The organism is Deferribacter desulfuricans SSM1, assembly GCF_000010985.1.
Lineage (GTDB): Bacteria > Chrysiogenota > Deferribacteres > Deferribacterales > Deferribacteraceae > Deferribacter > Deferribacter desulfuricans.
Window position 1 is genome coordinate 1237521 of record NC_013939.1, and the last position, 18398, is coordinate 1255918.

Below are 18398 nucleotides of genomic sequence, written 5' to 3' on the forward strand. Positions count from 1 at the left end.
CCTAAGCTAACCTGTTGCAAATATTGTAGAGCTTTCCAGATCTTTTCCAGTTTGATTCACCCACATCTGGTCTTGTAACGGCTCTTTCAGCTGCAATTTTTTCTGATAACAACTGTTTAATAGCAGCAGCAATAACTGGAACAGTAACATCTTCATTCTCTTTTCTCTTTAAATCTTCAAAGTCAAATTTATTATCAATAAAGCCTGTATCATAATTACCTGACAAAAATGTCTCATTTTTCAATACTCTCAAATGAAATGGGATTGAAGTTTTAATACCAGCAATTTTGTACTCACTCAAAGCTCGCCTCATATTTCTAATAGCATACTCCCTATCTTTCCCTACTGTACAAAGCTTAGCAATCATTGGGTCATAGTATAAAGGCACTTCATACCCCTGATATGCACCACTATCAACTCTCACATTTGGGCCACCTGGCTCTTCATAAACTGTGATAAGTCCAGGTGAAGGAGCAAAATTATTTGATGGATCTTCTGCATAAATCCTACATTCTATAGCATGCCCTCTTCTGATAATTTCATCCTGTTTATAAAGAAGTTCTTTCCCTTCAGCTACTCGAATCATCTGATTTACAAGGTCTACTCCAGTAATAAGCTCAGTAACTGGATGCTCCACCTGCAACCTTGTGTTCATTTCAAGGAAATAAAAATTTTGGTCAGCACCAACAATAAATTCTAATGTACCAGCGCTATAATATCCTAGCTTTTTAACAGCTTTCACAGCAACTTCATACATTTTAGCTCTGGTTTCGTCATTTATAAATGGTGATGGAGCTTCTTCAATAACCTTTTGATGTCTTCTTTGTATAGAGCACTCTCTTTCAAAAAAATGAAGAGCATTACCGTGCATATCACCCATCACCTGAATTTCTACGTGATGAGGTTGAACAATAAACTTTTCTATATAAACTTCACTACTACCAAAAGCATTTAAAGCTTCTGATTGAGCAGTTCTAAACGCAGATTCAAGGTCTTCGGGCTTTTCCACAAGCCTCATCCCTTTACCACCACCACCGTGAACAGCTTTGAGCATTATAGGATAACCAATTTCATCTGCTACTTTTTTAGCTTCTTCCAAATCTTCTACAGGATCTTTAGTACCTGGTACAACAGGTACACCAGCCTCTTGCATAGCTTTTCTAGCACCTGTTTTACTACCCATGAGTTCAATATGCTCAGGCGATGGCCCAATAAAAATAATACCTTCATCTGCACATGCTCTTGCAAAATCAGCGTTTTCTGCATAAAACCCGTATCCTGGATGAATAGCAGCACCAGTTTTTTTAGCTATATCGATTATTCTATCCATTTTTAAATATGTTGTATCAGCAGGGCTATCTGTGATACAATAAGCTTCATCAGCATATCTCACATGAGGCGCTTTTCTATCAGCATGAGTATATATTGCTACAGTACCAATCCCCATTTTTCTACAGGTTCTAAAAACCCTTATTGCTATTTCACCTCTATTTGCAACTAATACTTTTTTTATCTCAGGCATAGTTTTCCTCCATAATTTTAAAGTGGTATATTGCCGTGTTTTTTAGGTGGATTGGACTGTCTCTTATTTGCAAGCAATTCAAATGCCTGAATCAGTTTTGGTCTAGTCACTTCAGGAACAATAACCTCATCTATAAATCCTAATTCAGCAGCTCTGTATGGATTTGCAAAAGTTTTTCTATATTCTTCAACAAGTCTCTTCTTCATAGCATCTGGATCATCTGCTTTTGCAACTTCTTTAGCAAAAAGTATCTGCACAGCACCATCTGGCCCCATAACAGCAATCTCAGCAGTTGGATATGCAAAGTTTATATCTCCTCTTACATGTTTTGAACTTAAAACATCGTAAGCTCCACCATAAGCCTTTCTTGTTATGACAGTCACTTTTGGCACAGTAGCCTCACAATAAGCATAAAGAAGTTTTGCACCATGCTTGATAATACCGCCATACTCTTGAGCAGTACCAGGCATAAAACCAGGAACATCAACAAAAGTTAATAAAGGAATATTAAATGCATCACAGAACCTTACAAACCTAGCACCTTTAATTGATGAATCTATATCAAGAGCACCAGCTAAAACTGCTGGTTGATTTGCTACAATTCCAACAGTTTTACCATTTAATCTAGCAAAACCTACAATAAGATTTTTAGCATAATGTTCATGAATTTCAAAGAAATTGCCATCATCCACAACAAGCTTAATTATATCATGCATATCATAAGGCTTATTAGGATCTGTTGGAACCACATCATTTAAAGACTTTTCTATTCTGTTTGGATCATCTTTACATGGTACTACTGGTGGATCTTCCATGTTGTTTGATGGTATATAGCTCAACAATTCTCTAATTCTAAGCAAACATTCCTCATCATTTTCAGCAGCAAAATGAGCAACACCACTCTTAGTATTGTGAGTCATAGCTCCACCGAGCTCTTCTTTTGTAACTACTTCATTGGTAACAGTTTTTACAACTTCTGGACCAGTAATGAACATATAACTGGTTTCTTTAACCATAAAAATGAAATCAGTCAAAGCAGGTGAATAAACCGCACCACCAGCACATGGCCCCATAATTGCACTAATCTGAGGGATAACCCCAGATGCAAGTGTATTTCTTAAAAATATATCAGCATAACCAGCCAAAGATAGAACACCTTCCTGAATTCTCGCACCACCAGAGTCGTTCAATCCGATAACAGGTGCGCCAACCTCCATTGCAAGATCCATAATCTTGCAAATCTTTTTAGCGAACATTTCAGAAAGTGAACCACCAAATACAGTAAAATCCTGAGAAAAAACAAATACTGTTCTACCGTTTATTTTACCATAACCAGTTACAACCCCATCACCAAGAATTTTATTCTTTTCCATACCAAAATAATTACATCTGTGTACAACAAACTTATCAAGCTCAACAAATGTACCCTTATCAAGCAGTTTATCAATTCTTTCCCTCGCAGTTAGTTTCCCTTTTTCGTGCTGTTTTTCAATTCTCGCTGGGCCACCGCCCAATTCTGCCTGGCGATTTAATTCCTGAAGCTCTTTGATTTTATCTTCCATAAAACTCCCCCTGAGTTTATTTTATCAATAATAAAACACAATTTTTATTTTTAGTCAACATAAAAATGTGTTGATAATTTAAGTTAAAAAATCATTATGATTAAAAGAAAAAGATAATTAGTATTATTCAAATATTTTTTATATAACCAGCAGATAACAACAAGAATTAATTTATTATAAATAAACTGTATAGTGTATTTTTCAAATTCTTTAAGGCTTTACCTGGATCCCATTTTTGTTTTTCTCTTTTTCCACAAAAGTTTGAAATTCCCCTTATCTGATAGGATGTTACACTAAATTTTTCGCAAACCAGACCAAAGGATGCACCTTCCATCGACTCAATTGAAGCACCAGTTTTTTCATGATAAAGTTTACTTAAGTTATCATCACCAGAAATTAATGAAATAGTATTTGCATCCACAACTTTTAAATGCTCATTAATTAAAAAAGTTGTTTTATTTTCTAAACAAACAGGGAATTCTATCTCATTACTCATCTTTATAGATTTTCCGAGAAAAAGTGCTTCATCAACAAAAAAATCATTTCTAACAGTAACCACATCTCCAATATTAAGCCCAGACTCTCTATATGCCCCAGCAATTCCAGCTAAAATCAGGTTTTCAAAAAAAATATTTTGGCTTAATAGATATGTCATAGCTATCGCAATATTAACTTTACCAATACCTGTAACTACCACCAACAAATCATTATTCATTGCATAGCTAAAAATATTTTTATAATTAATAAGCTCATAGTCAAAAAGCTTTTCATACTCTTTTATTGTAGGAATGACGATAATATTTTTAATTATCATATTGTTAAACATAACTACTCCAAAGTGTTGATAAAGCTACCCCAACCTAAAGACCTTTTTACTGCTTCCTTCCACACTTTATAACTTTTTTGATAATAATGATAATCTTTATCTGGATTAAAAATATATTCAATTTCTCTAATTTTCAAAATATCACTTTTATCCCAAACTCCGGCGACAATGCCTGCCAAAGCTGCAGCACCAAATGCTGTGGATTCTTTAACTGTTGTTTTTTCCACAGATAACCCCAGCATATCAGCCTGAATTTGCAATAATAATCTGTTTTCTGATGCTCCACCATCTACAGAAAGTGTTTTAAACTCTATTTTTGTATCTTTTCTTAATTCCTCAAATATATCTTTTACCTGAAATGCAATTGCTTCAAGAGCTGCCCTTGCTATATGCTCTTTCGTTGTTCCTCTAGTAATTCCAATGATTACTCCCCTAGCAGAATGATCCCAGTAAGGAGCTCCAATACCACTGAAAGCAGGAACAATATAAACTCCATTTGAATTTTCTACATTAGCAGCAATATGCTCAATATCAGGACTTTTTTCAATAAGGTTTAAATTATCTCTTAGCCACTGTACAAGCGAACCACCAATAAAAACACTACCTTCTAAAGCATATTCAACATCATCTTCTATTTGCCATGCTACAGTAGATATCAGATTGTTACTTTTGAAAATATTATTTTTCGTAGATGTCATTAAAAACAAACCAGTTCCATAGGTATTTTTGATAAGACCTTCTCTCCATCCTCCATGAGCAAATAGTGCCGATTGCTGATCGCCTATTACTGCAGTAATTGGTATCTCTTTTCCAAAATATTTCTTATCAATTACGCCAAAATTGGCACCAGATGGCTTAACCTCAGGTAAAATATAATCTGGAATCTCAAATAATTTTAATAAATCTCTATCATAGTCTAATGTATTTATATTAAAAAACATAGTCCTAGAAGCATTTGTAATATCTGTTAAGTGCAATTTGTCTGACGTAAGATTATAAAGTAACCAACTATCAACTGTACCTAATAAAACATTTCCTTTTGAAATCAAGTTTCTAACCTTTTCTATATTTTCATTTAACCAAATCACCTTTGTAGCACTAAAATATGGATCTAAAAAAAGCCCTGTTTTATCTTTTATCATATTTTTGTTATCTGATAATCTTTCACAAATTTCAGCTGATCTTCTGCATTGCCAAACGATCGCGTTGTAAAGAGGTTCTCCAGTTTCTTTATCCCATAATATTGTCGTTTCCCTTTGATTTGTTATCCCCAACGCTAATACATTTTCAACACCTACTTTTTCAATAACATCTTTTAAAACTTTTAAGGCACTGTTTAATATATCATAGGGATTTTGCTCCACCCATCCACTTTTTGGAAATATTTGAGGAAACTCTGTATAAGAATAAGCTGCAATATTACCTTGCAAGTCAAAAGCTATAGCTTTATTGCCAGTAGTCCCAGAATCTAAAGCTACAATATACTTACTCATTATCCACCTCTACTTTTTATTAATGATACCCGAATTCAAATTCAACTTCAAATAAAAAAATGTTGCCAAAATTAAAAATTGAATCTAAAAAGCTCATATGGAAAGCTTAAGATTATATTTACCACATTCAACAAAATGTTTTGTATGCGGCAGCCAGAATGAAGTTGGACTAAAACATATCTTTTATGTGGAAAATGACAAAGTCTGTTCAGATATTTCTATCCCTGATGGCTATAACGGTTTTAAAAATATTGTGCATGGTGGGATAGCTACAGCACTCCTTGATGAAACTATGGGTTGGTGTGCCTATGTATTTAGTAGCGCAAAAAATCTTTGTTTTACAAGAACATTGCAAGTAAAATTTAAAAAATCACTTCAAATTATGAATAAATATAAAGTAATCACTGAATTAATTGATGAAAAAAGAGGGTTATATAAAGTTAAAGGTCAAATTGTTGATAATAATAACGTTAAATATTTAGAAGCTGAGGGTCTTTTTGTAGAGATACCAGATGATAAAATGAAAGAAACCATAAAATACCTACTTTTTGATGATAATAAAAAATATTTCCCGAAGATAGTTAGTCGAATTAAAGAATTGCAGGAAGTAAATTCACAATAAAAAAAGCAAGTAATACATTGATTGTAGAATAAACGTAATTTGCACGATTTATTTTACTATAGGCAAAAACAGCCAGCGCCAAATACCACCCAATATGCAATGAATAAAAAGTAGATATAAAATTAGTGGGCAAAACTAAACTTATTAAAGCAAAAATATCAATGCACTCATATGCCATAAAAACCCTTAAAAAAGCTAAAAACCCAAATTTCTTATTAGGAGATAAAAGAAACAAAAAAACTATGAAAAATAGAGTTAGCAAAATAGTTTCTATAATATGACCAAAAGAGTATGCAATTTTACCATCTAATCCTTTTACAGGTAGTGAAGTCATAAATAGAAAAACCGTAATCAAATTGAAGGTATGTCTGTTATTTAACAACAAAAATAACAAACCTTTTTCACTAAAAAAGGAAGCACTAAATGCTAATTTTATTGTTTTTAAAAGTGATGGATACTCAGTATTAATTTTTTTTCTTTTCATCAGTAATGAAGACATCCTATTGCACCATTATATTGTGCATTTTTCACAACTAATATTTTATCATCTAGCAATCTTTCAAGAAAATACATCACCCCTTTAAGATTTGCAACACCACCAGAAGCAAAATATTTTTCATTTTTAAATCTTTTTATCATAGGGAATATTCTTTTAGCAATTGATTCGTTTATCCCTGCTGCAATCTCAGAGATTTTATACCCTTCTGCAATTTTACCAACTATTTCTGACTCGCTAAAAATAGCACAGGTACTATTTAATTTTACAGGATTTTTTATCTCATTTGCTAATTCATCAAGAGTTATTCCAAGTATATTAGCACTGTTTTCTAAAAACCTCCCTGTACTTGCTGCACATTTATCATTCATAACAAAATCTTCTATATAACCATTTTTTACATAAATAACCTTGGAATCTTGCCCACCGATATCGATTAGAGTGAAGTTTTCATGGTTCATCTGTATGAGAGCACCTTTAAAGTGAGCTTTGATTTCAGAAACGATATTTGCGTTTTTGAAAGCAAGGACATTTCTTCCATATCCAGTTGCAGTTATATCAACATCATCTATATTTAAAAATGCTTCCGTATCCACAAAAATATTTCCATCTTTTTTAAAGACATATTTTTTGTAAAATTCTATTGTATCAATTTTATCAAGATAAAGATTATTGGCTTCATCACTATAAGCTATTTTTACAAATCGGCTTCCTAAATCAATACCTACTTTCATCCCTTTTTACTCAAAAGCATCTCAATAAAAGACTCTAATCTAATCTTTGTCCTTGCATCGATACCTTCCGGATCATTACCCTCGATAGTAATAACGGGTACATCCAACTCTTCTTTAATAATCATATCTTGAATCTGCCTATAACAGAAAGATTGAACATAATGAATTATACCATCAATTTCTCTATTTTTTATTTCTCTTTTTATATCTTCCAGCCGAAATTTTATATCATAAGGGTAAGTGTATTTTACAAATCTCTCAATATAATCATCTTCGATATAAGGGATAGAAAACTGCCGCTGAACCTCATTAAACACTATTTGACAATCTCTTTTCTCAATAAATTGATATATATCTGTAAAAATAGTTGGCACCCCTATAAATCCCAGCCTTATTTTTTTATTTACTGGTTTTCTGTTTGAAACTTCATCTAAAAACTTATCAAGCTCTTTTTCATAACGGATATAATCAGAGTTAAAATCTGTAGAAGTTACTAACCATAAATGATTTTCAAAACCGGAAACATAGCCATTAACCGTATATTCATCAAGCTTAATCAACTTTTCTCTTATTTTGTCAATCCTATCTATAATGGTTTTTACTTTATTCCACCCTACATTCATTTCTTTCATCAAATTTTCTATCTGATGTTTTAAAAAATTTACTTTATCTTTTTCACCATAAGGGTACGCAAAAGGGATAACTTTCTTTGCTTTAGCTCTAAAAATTTCTATTAATGCATGAGTATTGGAGCAATCCCCTTCAATAACTCCTATTACTGTATCGATCCCGTTTTCAAAAACAGCCGTATAAATCCCTTTTATCCAGCTACATGTGTTTCTTGGGAGACCATCCTCTTCAGCCTTTTCTATATATTTATAAGGTGATTTACTTGTTATAAAAATATTGTTTAAGTCAACGGGCACTTTTTCAGCAGCAAAAATTATTTCTACTGGAATTGTTGTTGTAAAACCGACTTTATTCACGATAAAGAAAACTCAATGTATCTTTTTATCTCTTTGTGTAAACCTTTTCTATTTTGAAAAAGGATATTGTTGTTTTCAAAAAATGCATCCATTTCATGAAAATCAACTACTGCAACTTCTGTCCCATCATCGAGAGAAATTTTATAAACTTTAGTAAAATCATTATATTTAACTATATTCCCGTGCATTTTCTTTCTTCTCTTTAAAAATAAAACATCTATTTCAGAATTTTCTAAAATATCAAACTTTACTTCTTCAAATCTCATATCATCAAAAACTGCCATCCACTTTTCCATTTTTTACCCCTTGATTACACACAATGGTTTTAATTTAGCCACTTTTTTAGCAATGTCTAAATAATCTACAATTTCTACTACTTTTGAAACATCTTTATAAGCATCAGGCATCTCTTCTTTCAATGTTTTTTTACCTCTACTAATTACAATAATGCCTTCCTGCTTCAACTCTGTGGCTATATTTCTATTTTGAGCCATTTTTATAGCTTTATGCCTGCTCAAGACTCTACCAGCACCATGACAAGCAGAATTAAAACTTCTAACTGGTGCTTTATCACCACCTACTAAAATATATGAGTATCTACCCATATCTCCAGGTATAATTACAGGTTGACCTGTATTTTTATAATGTGTAGGCAATAATTCAGAGCCTCTCGGTAAAGATCTTGTAGCCCCTTTTCTATGAACTGCTAAAAGCTTTTCCTCTCCATCAATTTCAAATTTTTCAAATTTTACTATATTGTGGGCAACATCATATAAAAGTGATGGATTTAAATTTTTAACCTTTACTTTAAGTATATCAGCTAACGTATTTATAGCTAATGATTGTAAAATCTGTCTGTTAGCCCATGCAAAATTTGCAGCACAACTTAAAGCAGCAAGATACTCCTGCCCCTCAGGAGACAAAACAGGAGCGCAAGCAAGTTGTTTATCAGGTACATCTATTTGATACTTTTTCAATGCTTTTTCAAAAACATCAAGAAAGTCACTACAAATCTGATGTCCAAGCCCTCTTGAGCCAGAATGGATTAAAAGGGTTAACTGACCTTTAAACAAGCCCCACTCTTTTGCAATATCTTCTAAAAATATCTCTTCTACATAACCTAACTCTAAAAAATGATTCCCACTTCCAAGTGTCCCTAATTGGTCATAACCTCTTTCATAGGCTTTATTAGAAACAATATCAGGATTTGCTTCGTCTAACTTGCCAGAAGACTCAGTGTTTAATAAATCATTCTCATTACCATACCCTTCTTCAACGGCCCAGTAAGAACCTTTTTTCAGTACATTTTTCAACTCTTTCTTTTTAAGTTTTATATTGCCACCCTCACCTACTCCGCAAGGGATATTGTTATATAAATGTTTTGCAACATCTTTTAAATCCGTTTTAATTTCATCTTTTCCCAAATCAAACTTGATAAGTCTAACACCACAATTGATATCAAAACCAACACCACCAGGCGTAATTACACCCTCTTTAACATCTGTAGCTACAACACCGCCAATGGGTAACCCATAACCATAATGAATATCAGGCATTGCTATAGAAGCTTTTTTAATACCAGGTAACGTGGCAGCATTGACTACTTGATTAGCTGAACCCTCATTTAAGATATCTTCTAGCATACTTTGATCAGCATAAATGATACCGGGAACTTTCATCCCAATCTTTCCATCTTTTTCAATTTCAAAGATATATCTATCCAGCTGTTTTATTTTCATACAAGCTAATTTAGATATTTTTTTTAATATTGCAATCTAATTTAAAATTAGGTTGTTATATAATAGACTAAAGTACTAATAATTAAATAAATCATGAGATTGCTTTGGTAACTTTTGTTGCTTAGTAAAAACGAAAAATTTGTCATTGCGAACGAAGTGAAGCAATCTCCTACTTCAATGTTTTATATGAGATCGCTTCGTCAGCTTGCGCTTCCTCGCGATGACGGTTTTGTCGTCATTGCGAGCGTTAGCGAAGCAATCTGTAATAATGAACAACTATTACTTTACAAAACCTCAAAATAAGCTTGATTTATCTTATTAGTAGTATAATATTTTCCTGATGACAGTCAAAAAATTATTGCAAGTTTTTGCTTTTTTATTTTTATTATCAATTTTTATTTTTGCTGTTTTCAAAGGTGCCACAAGCTCAGGGTACAACTGGCAGTGGTTTAGAGTAAAAAAACTTTTTTTCGAAGTTAATGAAGGAAAACTTATATTTGGGCCATTAATCAAGGGCTTGTTCGTTACATTTAAAATATCTTTTTTCTCTTTTATAATTACCAATATCTTCGGTTTTGTTTTTGGTATTTTTAGAACATTAAATTCTTTCTCAGCGCGATTATTAGGCTATTTATATGTTGAAATCTTTAGAAACACACCACTTTTAATTCAAATACTTTTCTTTTACTTTGTAATTGCTCCTGTATTTAATATTTCAGCTTTCTGGTCTGCTATAATAGCAGTTAGTATGTTTGAAGGCGCCTACGCCTGTGAAATAATAAGAGCAGGTATAGAGAATGTCGATACAGGTCAGTGGGAAGCATCTTATAGTTTAGGACTAAACACTTTTAAGACTTTCATCTATATTATACTTCCACAAGCAATAAAAACAGTTATTTACCCACTCACAAATATTTTTGTTTCTTTGATAAAGGATTCAGCCTTAGTGAGTGTCATTGCGATATATGATTTAACGATGGAAGCCCAAAAAGCTATTTCTGAAACATTCATGACTTTTGAAATTTGGATAATAGTTGCCTTTACATATCTGTTTATAAATATTATTATAACATTTACAATTAAAGTGTTACATAAAAAATCGTTGAGAGGTGCTTAAATGAAATTTTTAAAAAAGTTGTTATTCTTAATGATAATTTTTGCTTTTGTTGCACAAACTTCTTTTGCGACAGAAAGCACATTGGATAAGGTCTTGAAAAAAGGTGTATTAAAAGTTGGGATGTCAACTTTTGTTCCATGGGCAATGTATGATAAAAATGGAAACTTAATCGGTTTTGAAATCGATGTGGCTAAAAGATTAGCAAAAGATATGGGAGTCAAAATAGAATTTGTGCCCACTAAATGGTCTGGAATTATCCCTGCACTTTTAACTGGAAAATTTGATATCATCATTGGTGGTATGAGTATAACACCTCAAAGAGCATTGAAGGTCAATTTCTCTATCCCTTATGATTATTCAGGAATGTCAATTGTGGCCAATAAATTTAAAGCCAAAGGATGGAATAAATTATCAGACTTTAATAAAAAGAATGTGATAATAGCAGTAAGAATCGGTACAACTGCTGAAGTAGCTTCAAAGAGGTTTTTTCCAAATGCAAAAATAAAACTATTTGATGATGAATCTCAAGCGATACAAGAATTACTTTTAGGAAGGGCTCACGCAGTTGTAGCTTCCGCTCCAATGCCAGCTTTTCAAGCAATAGAACATCCTGATAGACTTTATCTACCGATTAAAGATACTTTTACCAAAGAGCCTATTGGTTTTGCAGTTAGAAAAGGGGATTATGACTTTTTAAACTTTTTAAACAGCTGGATAAGATATGTAAAAGCTGAAGGGTTTTTAAAAGAGAGGAAACAATACTGGTTTTATACAAGAGATTGGGAAAAATTGATAAAATAATTTATTAGAGGTGTTGCATATTAATAATTGTTCAAATTGTTTAGATTGCTTCGCTAACGCTCGCAATGACAGCAATACAGTCATCTCGAGGAAACGCAAACTGACGAAGCGATCTCAAATAAAACTTTTGAAACAGGAGATTGCTTCACTTTGTTCGCAAGGGCGGAAATTTTAGTCTTTGCGAGGCAACGAATGTTACCGAAGCAATATCAAAATTATATTGACTTAAATGCAACAGCCTCTACTAATAAATAATGGTGAGAAAGCAATATTAACAAATTGGACTCTTTAATGTAAAACAAGTTGTATTAGTTTGATTATGAAAAAAAAGATAACCTTTACAAAACTCGATTTAATTATATTGGGTATTTTGTTTATATTTATTTATTACTTTTTTTATAAAGTTAATAATAACCTACATTATAACTGGCAATGGGAAAAAATCCTTCAATATTTTTTCAAAGAAAAAGATGGGAAAATAGTCCCAAATGTAATTATGATCGGAGTCATAAACACATTAAAAATAAGTATCTACTCAATCATATTGTCAACTATCATAGGTTTTATATTCGGTATTATGAAGGCTTCAAAAAACACTTTTTTTAGATTAATTTCAATAAGCTATGTGGAAAGTATTCGAAACATTCCATCAATTGTAGTGATATTTGTTGTTTACTTTTTTCTTGGAGATATATTTTTAAAAATATTTCATATCGAAATGGCTCTAAATTTTCTTTACACAAAATATCCTGATTTTCTAAAACTAATTTTAATTGATAAAGGTAAAGCCCAGGTTTTTGTGATAGGGATATTGGCATTATCTTTATACGAAAGTGCATATATCTCAGAGATAGTTAAAGGTGCAATTTTGGCAATTAAGAAAGAACAAATTGATTCTGCAAAAAGCCTTGGAATGAACAAATGGCAAAGATTAAAATACATAATCCTGCCACAAGCAATGCCACTTATAATACCACCTTTAACAGGACAAATGGTATCAACAATCAAAGATTCCGCTATACTTTCTGTGATTTCTATTCCAGAATTAACATTTCAAGGGATGGAATTAATGGCCTCAACGTATCTAATATTTGAAATATGGATAATTATTACAGTTATATATCTTTTAATAAATACAATATTATCTCATTTTTCTTCGTTTCTTGAAAAAAGAATGACTACAAAATAAATTTTACATTACTGTATTTTTTAAATGATGAGCATAAATCGCATTTGCACAAATAGTAAGGAATTTCACCATATCACTATCGCTTCTTGAAGTTATTACAATGGGTGATTTTGCACCAACAACAATATTTGCCACATCTGCTCCCATCGTCATTGCCCAAGATTTATAAAGGAAATTACCAGCTTCAATATGTGGAACAACAAGTATATCAGCATTTCCAGCCACAGGATTGTCTTTTAAACCTTTTTTCTTGGCTGCTTCCTCATAAAGAGCTAAATCATAAGATAGTGGACCATAAACATAAACATTATCATGCCATCTAAGTTTTGACAGTTTTTGCTCCAAAATCGTAGAAGGGATTTTTTCTGTTGGAATTTCGTTGGCATCTAAAAGAGCCACTCGCACCTCATTCATCCCCAGTGCAAATGCCACATCAATCGCATTATTAACGATATCCTTTGCAAGCTCTAAATCTCCCCCTGGGAACAGCTCTGGATTTATGGCTGGATCTGTAAGTAATATAAACTTTTCCCTATCAAACAATTCAAATATACTGACAAGACTTATTCTTCTACCTGTAGGGATACCGTGTTCTTTATTCAAGATCTCTTTCAACATAATAGCTGTGTTAATATTACCTTTCATTAAATAATCAGCTTTTTTCTCTTTTATTAATTCAACAGCTTTCTTTGCACATGTTTGATAGTAATCGCTTACCTCATTATCTATATGGACAAAATCATAATGGTTTGAAAAAGATAACAAATTGCTGTATTTATCCAAAAGGTTTGTATTATCACCCACTAAAAAAGCTCTATTTATTAAGCCTTCTATAATCGCTTTATTCAATGCTTCTATTGACGAATCATCGGGATTTATAAGTACAATGTTCTGCTTGCCAATCGCTTTTGCAGCACTAATTAAATCTTTCATCTTTTTACCTTTAGTTTTATAAAGCATTGTATCACCATAATAAATGGTAGCAAAAATTCTTGATTTGTCTGTAAGTGATTCAATTTTGTGTTTTAAAGATGAATCAAAATATATCGTATCCCCAACATCCAAAATATATTCTTTTTCATCAATTGTAAGCTTTACTTTACCTTCTATCAGATAAATAAACTCTTCTCCATTGTGCACACTTTCATCGATATCGATAGCTTTAGTTTTATAAATATCAACAAGAAAAGGCTCTACTTCTTTATTTGAAAATTTGGGAGCAAGATTTTCATAAACTAGATATTCTTTCCTTTTGATAACAACTCTTTCCTGAGGTGTTGTTTTTACCACTTTTTTCTCATAATCATCCGTACCATACAAAAGCTGAGAGACCGTGACATTTAAAAATGATGAAATTTTTAAAAGTTGTGAAACAGAAGGTTGAACTTCCCCATTTAATATTAAATTAAACTCTTCCTCATCTATTTTCAGTAAATCTAAAATCTCTTCTTTATCCAACCCCTTTTTAGCGAGCAACTTTTTAATATTATCACCTGTATTTATAAACTTATTTGTAAATCTTTGCATTTTCTTCCCCTTTCAAAACTCTTAATGCTCCATTTACAAGAGCCTCTATCTCATATTCTCCTGGTATAACAAAAACTTTATCTATAAATTTTAAATAGTCTTTTACTTTACTCATAAAAAATTCACTTTTTGCAAGACCACCAGTAAAAACAACAGCATCAACATCACCTTTTGCAACAGAAAAGAGTGAACCTATCTCTTTAACAATATTGTATATAAAAGCATCAACAACCTTTTTTACATAATCATCATTATGATATTTACTTTCCACTTCCTTCATATTTTTGGTTTTTAAATGGGAATAAATACCAGCCTCTTTTGATATTATTCTTTTAAGTTGATTTAAATCTAAAGAATTTTGCTGGAGATACTCAATCAAACCATCTAAAGGTAATCCACCTGCTCTTTCCACAGCAAACGGACCATCACCATCAAGCCCATTATTAACATCTACAACTTTCCCATATTTATGTAAGCCAATTGTAATTCCACCACCAAGATGGGCAACAATAAGTACGCAATCATGATATTTCTTCTTTAATTCATTTTCAGCAACTCTTCTTGCCACCTCCTTATGATTCAGAGCGTGAAATTTACTCTTTCTTTCTATATCTTTTAAACCTGTAATTTTGGCAATTTCCCACATTTCATCAATCACAGGAGGATCAACAATGTATGCGTTACAACCGTATATATCTGCAAATCGTTTTGCAAGAGTTCCTCCAAGATTTGCAGGATGCTCCCCATTTAAGCCATTTCTTAAATCTGCTAACATCTTATCATTTACTAAATAAACTCCACCTTCAATTGGCTTCAACAATCCGCCCCTTGCAACCACTGCATCAAACTGCAAATCTCCAAATCCATTTTCGTTCAAAAACTGTTTAATATTATTAAACCTTATCTCTTCTTGATCTATTACATTTTTTATTTTTAAGAATTCATCACTTAGATGCTCCACACTATTTTTGATTAATTTTTTATTATGAGATACACCAACTTTAGTGCTGGTAGATCCAGGATCAATAGCTAATATATACATAATCTACCTCTAATAGTTTTTAATAATACTTAACATAAAATATATAATTTGACAACTAAATCGTTGCCGTTTCAATATGATAATTACCTTGAAATAGAGTTTACAATAAATTATAATAAACTTAGTTAGATGAATAACGAATTAATAAATTTTAAGGCTTTTAAGGTTAAAATTTCAAGGAGTCAAAAATGAGTCCACTGGCAAAGAAAATTGATAAAAAATACACTTATCAAGATTATCTCACATGGCCTGATGAAGAAAGATGGGAAATTATCGACGGCAATGCTTACAATATGAGCCCTGCTCCATCTACTAAACATCAAAAAATTAGTAGAAACTTAATTGTCGAAATTGGAAAACAAAAAAACAACCTTAAAAATTGTGAGCTTTTTGAAGCTCCAACTGATGTTGTTTTAGATGATTTTAATGTAGTACAACCAGACATTTTTATTGTTTGTGATAAAAATAAGATAACAGATAAAAATATTCAAGGTGCTCCTGACTTAGTCATTGAAATAGTTTTAAAATCTACTGCTTACAAAGATACAAAAATCAAAAAAGATTTATACGAAGCTTTTGGTGTTAAAGAGTATATTCTTGTATTTCCTGAACTTGAGATTGTAGAAAGATATGTTTTATCTGATGGAAAATATGGAACTCCAGAAAGATTTAACTGGGATGAAGCATTAAAACTAAAAATATTTGATATTGAAATACCCTTATGGGAAGTATTTGAAAAAGAAATAAAGGAAGAAGAACAAGAAAATAAATAAGTTGCTAACAGTATAGTAAAGCTGGAAAATACGTTTTAAAAATTCTTTACTATTTGAATATTATTTATTGAGATTGCTTAGTCGTTTCACTCCTCGCAATGACCGCAATTTATGGTCATTGTCAGCGTTAGCGAAGCAATCTAAGAAGCTATAAAAGTTACTACTGTTCTACGCCATTAAGAATTTTTTAACTTTTTGTTATATTTGCTTTCAAAGATATTGACAGTTAAAAATATTTAAATTAAAATTAAGTTAAGTTTAACATAGGAGGTACAAATTTCATGGACAAAAAAGGTTTTACATTAATTGAGTTGGTAATCGTAATAGTTATTTTGGGTATCTTAGCAGCTGTTGCTGTACCAAAGTTTGCAAACTTAAGTAAAGACGCTAAAATATCCGTAGTTAAAGGATTGGGTGGTGCTGTAAACGCAGCAAAAGATATTGTAAGAGCTAAATGGTTGATTTTAGATAATCAAAGTGCTGATAATGTAACAGTTGATGGAAAAACAATAAAAGTAAATAGCAAAGGTTATCCTACTGCTGATGCAGATGGTATAGCAAAAGCAGTAGATTATGATAAAGATAAATTTGATAATAAATCAGATAGTAATGCTTTTATCTTTTATTATAAAGGCACAACTGCATCTGCTTATAACAATGTTGAATGTGGTGTAGTCTATAAAGAAAACGATGACAATTCAACAGAAGTTAAAATTTATACAGACGGTTGTGAATAATATCTTTTATATATGAAGTTTAAATACCTTGGTGAAAAGGGTGTTGAAAAGGTTTCAGGGATTATAGAGGCGGCAGATGAAAATGTCGCCTTTTTGCTTTTGATTGACCAAGGTATAGAAGTCTTAGATTTAAAACAATCAAGTTTATTTGACGAAATCTTCTATAGTTTAAAAAATCTAAAAAGCAGATTCTCAAAAGTAAAATTAGAAGAGCTCATAGTTTTTACCAGGCAATTTGCCACACTATTTGAAGCAGGTATCCCTGTAATCAAAATTCTTGAAAGATTATCTACTCAGAGCTTTACCGAAAAACTCACTCAAAGTATTCACCAGATAAAAAATGATGTGGATGCTGGTCTTCCACTTTCAAACGCATTTAATAGACAAAAACATATATTTTCACCCCTTTATGTAAATATGATAAAGGTTGGTGAAGAAGGTGGTGTGCTTGATATCACCTTGCAAAGACTAGCAGCCATATTAGAGTCAGAGCTTGAAACGAAAAACAGGATAAAAACAGCCACAAGATATCCCAAAATTGTCATTGGAGCTATTATAATTGCTTTTAGTATATTAGTTACCTTTGTCATACCCAAGTTTGCTAGTATGTTTGCAAAATTTAATACCGAGCTACCACTACCCACAAAAATTCTTATATGGATAAATAGTTTTGTTCAAAACTTTTGGTATGTAATAATTTTGATAATTTTAGGTGCTATTATCAGTTTTAATAAATTTAAACAAACTGAAAAAGGGAAAAATTATATCGATGAAAATATTTTCAAAATCCCAATTATTGGCCAATTGATCCAAAAAATATATTTATCTAGGATATCAAGAGTTTTGGCATTACTTTATAGAAGTGGGATAAATATTACAGCAAGTTTTGATATAGTATCAGAAATAACAGGAAACAACATTTTAAAAAGAGAATTATTATACATAAAAGAGCAGATAAGCAGAGGATCAAATATCGCATCAGCTTTTAGGAGATCAAAATATTTTCCGCCAGTGGTTTCAGATATGGTGGAATCTGGTGAAGAAACAGGTAGGCTTGATGAAATGCTCATAAAGTTATCAGATTATTATGATGAAGAGGTTGATTACTCTATCAAGACACTTTCTCAAGCTCTTGAGCCAATTTTACTTGTATTTATTGCTGGTATGGTATTACTGCTTGCACTTGGCGTATTCTTGCCAATGTGGGATATGATTAAAGCTGTAAGATAGTG

General features: G+C 31.8%; 18 protein-coding genes. 7 read left to right on the forward strand and 11 right to left on the reverse strand.

Translation table 11 applies throughout. The annotated features are described in order from the left end of the window. Position 1 precedes the first annotated feature (1 nt). From accC to glpK, 4 genes are all read right to left on the reverse strand, one after another. Complete coding sequence (gene accC, locus DEFDS_RS06175) at positions 2-1522, reverse strand: acetyl-CoA carboxylase biotin carboxylase subunit (protein ID WP_013007942.1); 1521 nt, start codon at positions 1520-1522, stop codon at positions 2-4. A 17-nt stretch (positions 1523-1539) separates the two neighbouring features. After that, complete coding sequence (locus tag DEFDS_RS06180) at positions 1540-3084, reverse strand: acyl-CoA carboxylase subunit beta (protein WP_013007943.1); 1545 nt, start codon at positions 3082-3084, stop codon at positions 1540-1542. A 166-nt stretch (positions 3085-3250) separates the two neighbouring features. Continuing rightward, positions 3251-3910, reverse strand: a complete 660-nt coding sequence (locus DEFDS_RS06185) for a hypothetical protein (protein ID WP_013007944.1) — start codon at positions 3908-3910, stop codon at positions 3251-3253. Between the two features lie 2 nt (positions 3911-3912). Beyond that, complete coding sequence (gene glpK, locus DEFDS_RS06190) at positions 3913-5403, reverse strand: glycerol kinase GlpK (protein ID WP_013007945.1); 1491 nt, start codon at positions 5401-5403, stop codon at positions 3913-3915. A 97-nt stretch (positions 5404-5500) separates the two neighbouring features. On the opposite strand from glpK, the gene DEFDS_RS06195 reads away from it, so the two are divergent. Then, positions 5501-6025, forward strand: a complete 525-nt coding sequence (locus DEFDS_RS06195; protein WP_013007946.1) for a hotdog fold domain-containing protein — start codon at positions 5501-5503, stop codon at positions 6023-6025. On the opposite strand, the gene DEFDS_RS06200 is transcribed toward DEFDS_RS06195, so the two are convergent. From DEFDS_RS06200 to DEFDS_RS06220, 5 genes are read right to left on the reverse strand one after another with little or no spacing between them, the layout of a single operon-like run. Continuing rightward, on the reverse strand, positions 5994-6509 hold the full coding sequence (locus DEFDS_RS06200; protein ID WP_041223653.1) for a hypothetical protein: 516 nt from the start codon (positions 6507-6509) through the stop codon (positions 5994-5996). The genes DEFDS_RS06195 and DEFDS_RS06200 overlap by 32 nt on opposite strands. Beyond that, complete coding sequence (locus tag DEFDS_RS06205; protein WP_013007948.1) at positions 6509-7255, reverse strand: acyl-CoA dehydratase activase; 747 nt, start codon at positions 7253-7255, stop codon at positions 6509-6511. Before DEFDS_RS06205 ends, DEFDS_RS06200 begins: the two co-directional genes overlap by 1 nt. Continuing rightward, entirely contained in the window at positions 7252-8241 is a 990-nt protein-coding gene (locus tag DEFDS_RS06210; RefSeq protein ID WP_013007949.1) for a 2-hydroxyacyl-CoA dehydratase family protein, read from the reverse strand. Before DEFDS_RS06210 ends, DEFDS_RS06205 begins: the two co-directional genes overlap by 4 nt. Next, positions 8238-8537 (reverse strand): hypothetical protein, encoded by a 300-nt coding sequence (locus DEFDS_RS06215; protein WP_013007950.1) that lies wholly within the window; start codon positions 8535-8537, stop codon positions 8238-8240. Before DEFDS_RS06215 ends, DEFDS_RS06210 begins: the two co-directional genes overlap by 4 nt. Positions 8538-8540: 3 nt before the next feature. After that, positions 8541-9980 (reverse strand): RtcB family protein, encoded by a 1440-nt coding sequence (locus DEFDS_RS06220; RefSeq protein ID WP_013007951.1) that lies wholly within the window; start codon positions 9978-9980, stop codon positions 8541-8543. Positions 9981-10320: 340 nt separating this feature from the next. On the opposite strand from DEFDS_RS06220, the gene DEFDS_RS06225 reads away from it, so the two are divergent. The 3 genes from DEFDS_RS06225 (at position 10321) to DEFDS_RS06235 (ending at position 13087) form a co-directional block, all read left to right on the forward strand. Continuing rightward, positions 10321-11097 (forward strand): amino acid ABC transporter permease, encoded by a 777-nt coding sequence (locus tag DEFDS_RS06225; protein WP_013007952.1) that lies wholly within the window; start codon positions 10321-10323, stop codon positions 11095-11097. After that, entirely contained in the window at positions 11098-11898 is an 801-nt protein-coding gene (locus DEFDS_RS06230) for a transporter substrate-binding domain-containing protein (RefSeq protein WP_013007953.1), read from the forward strand. 319 nt (positions 11899-12217) lie between these two features. Then, complete coding sequence (locus DEFDS_RS06235; protein WP_041223654.1) at positions 12218-13087, forward strand: amino acid ABC transporter permease; 870 nt, start codon at positions 12218-12220, stop codon at positions 13085-13087. Positions 13088-13090: 3 nt separating this feature from the next. Here DEFDS_RS06235 and DEFDS_RS06240 read toward each other — a convergent pair whose 3' ends face one another. Both DEFDS_RS06240 and buk read right to left on the reverse strand, forming a co-directional pair. After that, positions 13091-14614, reverse strand: a complete 1524-nt coding sequence (locus DEFDS_RS06240; RefSeq protein ID WP_013007955.1) for a phosphate acyltransferase — start codon at positions 14612-14614, stop codon at positions 13091-13093. Then, on the reverse strand, positions 14595-15656 hold the full coding sequence (buk, locus tag DEFDS_RS06245; RefSeq protein ID WP_013007956.1) for a butyrate kinase: 1062 nt from the start codon (positions 15654-15656) through the stop codon (positions 14595-14597). Before buk ends, DEFDS_RS06240 begins: the two co-directional genes overlap by 20 nt. A gap of 188 nt (positions 15657-15844) precedes the next feature. Here buk and DEFDS_RS06250 point away from each other — a divergent pair, with 188 nt between their 5' ends. The 3 genes from DEFDS_RS06250 (at position 15845) to DEFDS_RS06260 (ending at position 18396) form a co-directional block, all read left to right on the forward strand. Next, on the forward strand, positions 15845-16429 hold the full coding sequence (locus tag DEFDS_RS06250) for a Uma2 family endonuclease (protein ID WP_013007957.1): 585 nt from the start codon (positions 15845-15847) through the stop codon (positions 16427-16429). A gap of 281 nt (positions 16430-16710) precedes the next feature. Next, positions 16711-17166 carry a type II secretion system protein gene (locus DEFDS_RS13320; RefSeq protein WP_013007958.1) on the forward strand — a complete coding sequence of 152 codons (456 nt, stop codon included), beginning with the start codon at positions 16711-16713 and terminating at the stop codon, positions 17164-17166. Positions 17167-17178: 12 nt separating this feature from the next. Next, the gene (locus DEFDS_RS06260) at positions 17179-18396 is read left to right on the forward strand and encodes a type II secretion system F family protein (protein WP_013007959.1); all 1218 of its coding nucleotides are present in this window, start codon (positions 17179-17181) and stop codon (positions 18394-18396) included. Positions 18397-18398: the final 2 nt, after the last annotated feature.

Coding starts and splice junctions, on each gene's coding strand:
- DEFDS_RS06240 (WP_013007955.1), bottom strand. CDS start 14,614: ATGCAAAGATTTACAAATAAGTTTATAAATACAGGTGATAATATTAAA.
- DEFDS_RS06205 (WP_013007948.1), bottom strand. CDS start 7,255: ATGAAAGTAGGTATTGATTTAGGAAGCCGATTTGTAAAAATAGCTTAT.
- DEFDS_RS06250 (WP_013007957.1), top strand. CDS start 15,845: ATGAGTCCACTGGCAAAGAAAATTGATAAAAAATACACTTATCAAGAT.
- DEFDS_RS13320 (WP_013007958.1), top strand. CDS start 16,711: ATGGACAAAAAAGGTTTTACATTAATTGAGTTGGTAATCGTAATAGTT.
- accC (WP_013007942.1), bottom strand. CDS start 1,522: ATGCCTGAGATAAAAAAAGTATTAGTTGCAAATAGAGGTGAAATAGCA.
- DEFDS_RS06185 (WP_013007944.1), bottom strand. CDS start 3,910: ATGTTTAACAATATGATAATTAAAAATATTATCGTCATTCCTACAATA.
- DEFDS_RS06230 (WP_013007953.1), top strand. CDS start 11,098: ATGAAATTTTTAAAAAAGTTGTTATTCTTAATGATAATTTTTGCTTTT.
- DEFDS_RS06215 (WP_013007950.1), bottom strand. CDS start 8,537: ATGGAAAAGTGGATGGCAGTTTTTGATGATATGAGATTTGAAGAAGTA.
- DEFDS_RS06235 (WP_041223654.1), top strand. CDS start 12,218: ATGAAAAAAAAGATAACCTTTACAAAACTCGATTTAATTATATTGGGT.
- DEFDS_RS06225 (WP_013007952.1), top strand. CDS start 10,321: ATGACAGTCAAAAAATTATTGCAAGTTTTTGCTTTTTTATTTTTATTA.
- DEFDS_RS06180 (WP_013007943.1), bottom strand. CDS start 3,084: ATGGAAGATAAAATCAAAGAGCTTCAGGAATTAAATCGCCAGGCAGAA.
- glpK (WP_013007945.1), bottom strand. CDS start 5,403: ATGAGTAAGTATATTGTAGCTTTAGATTCTGGGACTACTGGCAATAAA.
- DEFDS_RS06220 (WP_013007951.1), bottom strand. CDS start 9,980: ATGAAAATAAAACAGCTGGATAGATATATCTTTGAAATTGAAAAAGAT.
- DEFDS_RS06260 (WP_013007959.1), top strand. CDS start 17,179: ATGAAGTTTAAATACCTTGGTGAAAAGGGTGTTGAAAAGGTTTCAGGG.
- DEFDS_RS06200 (WP_041223653.1), bottom strand. CDS start 6,509: ATGAAAAGAAAAAAAATTAATACTGAGTATCCATCACTTTTAAAAACA.
- buk (WP_013007956.1), bottom strand. CDS start 15,656: ATGTATATATTAGCTATTGATCCTGGATCTACCAGCACTAAAGTTGGT.
- DEFDS_RS06195 (WP_013007946.1), top strand. CDS start 5,501: ATGGAAAGCTTAAGATTATATTTACCACATTCAACAAAATGTTTTGTA.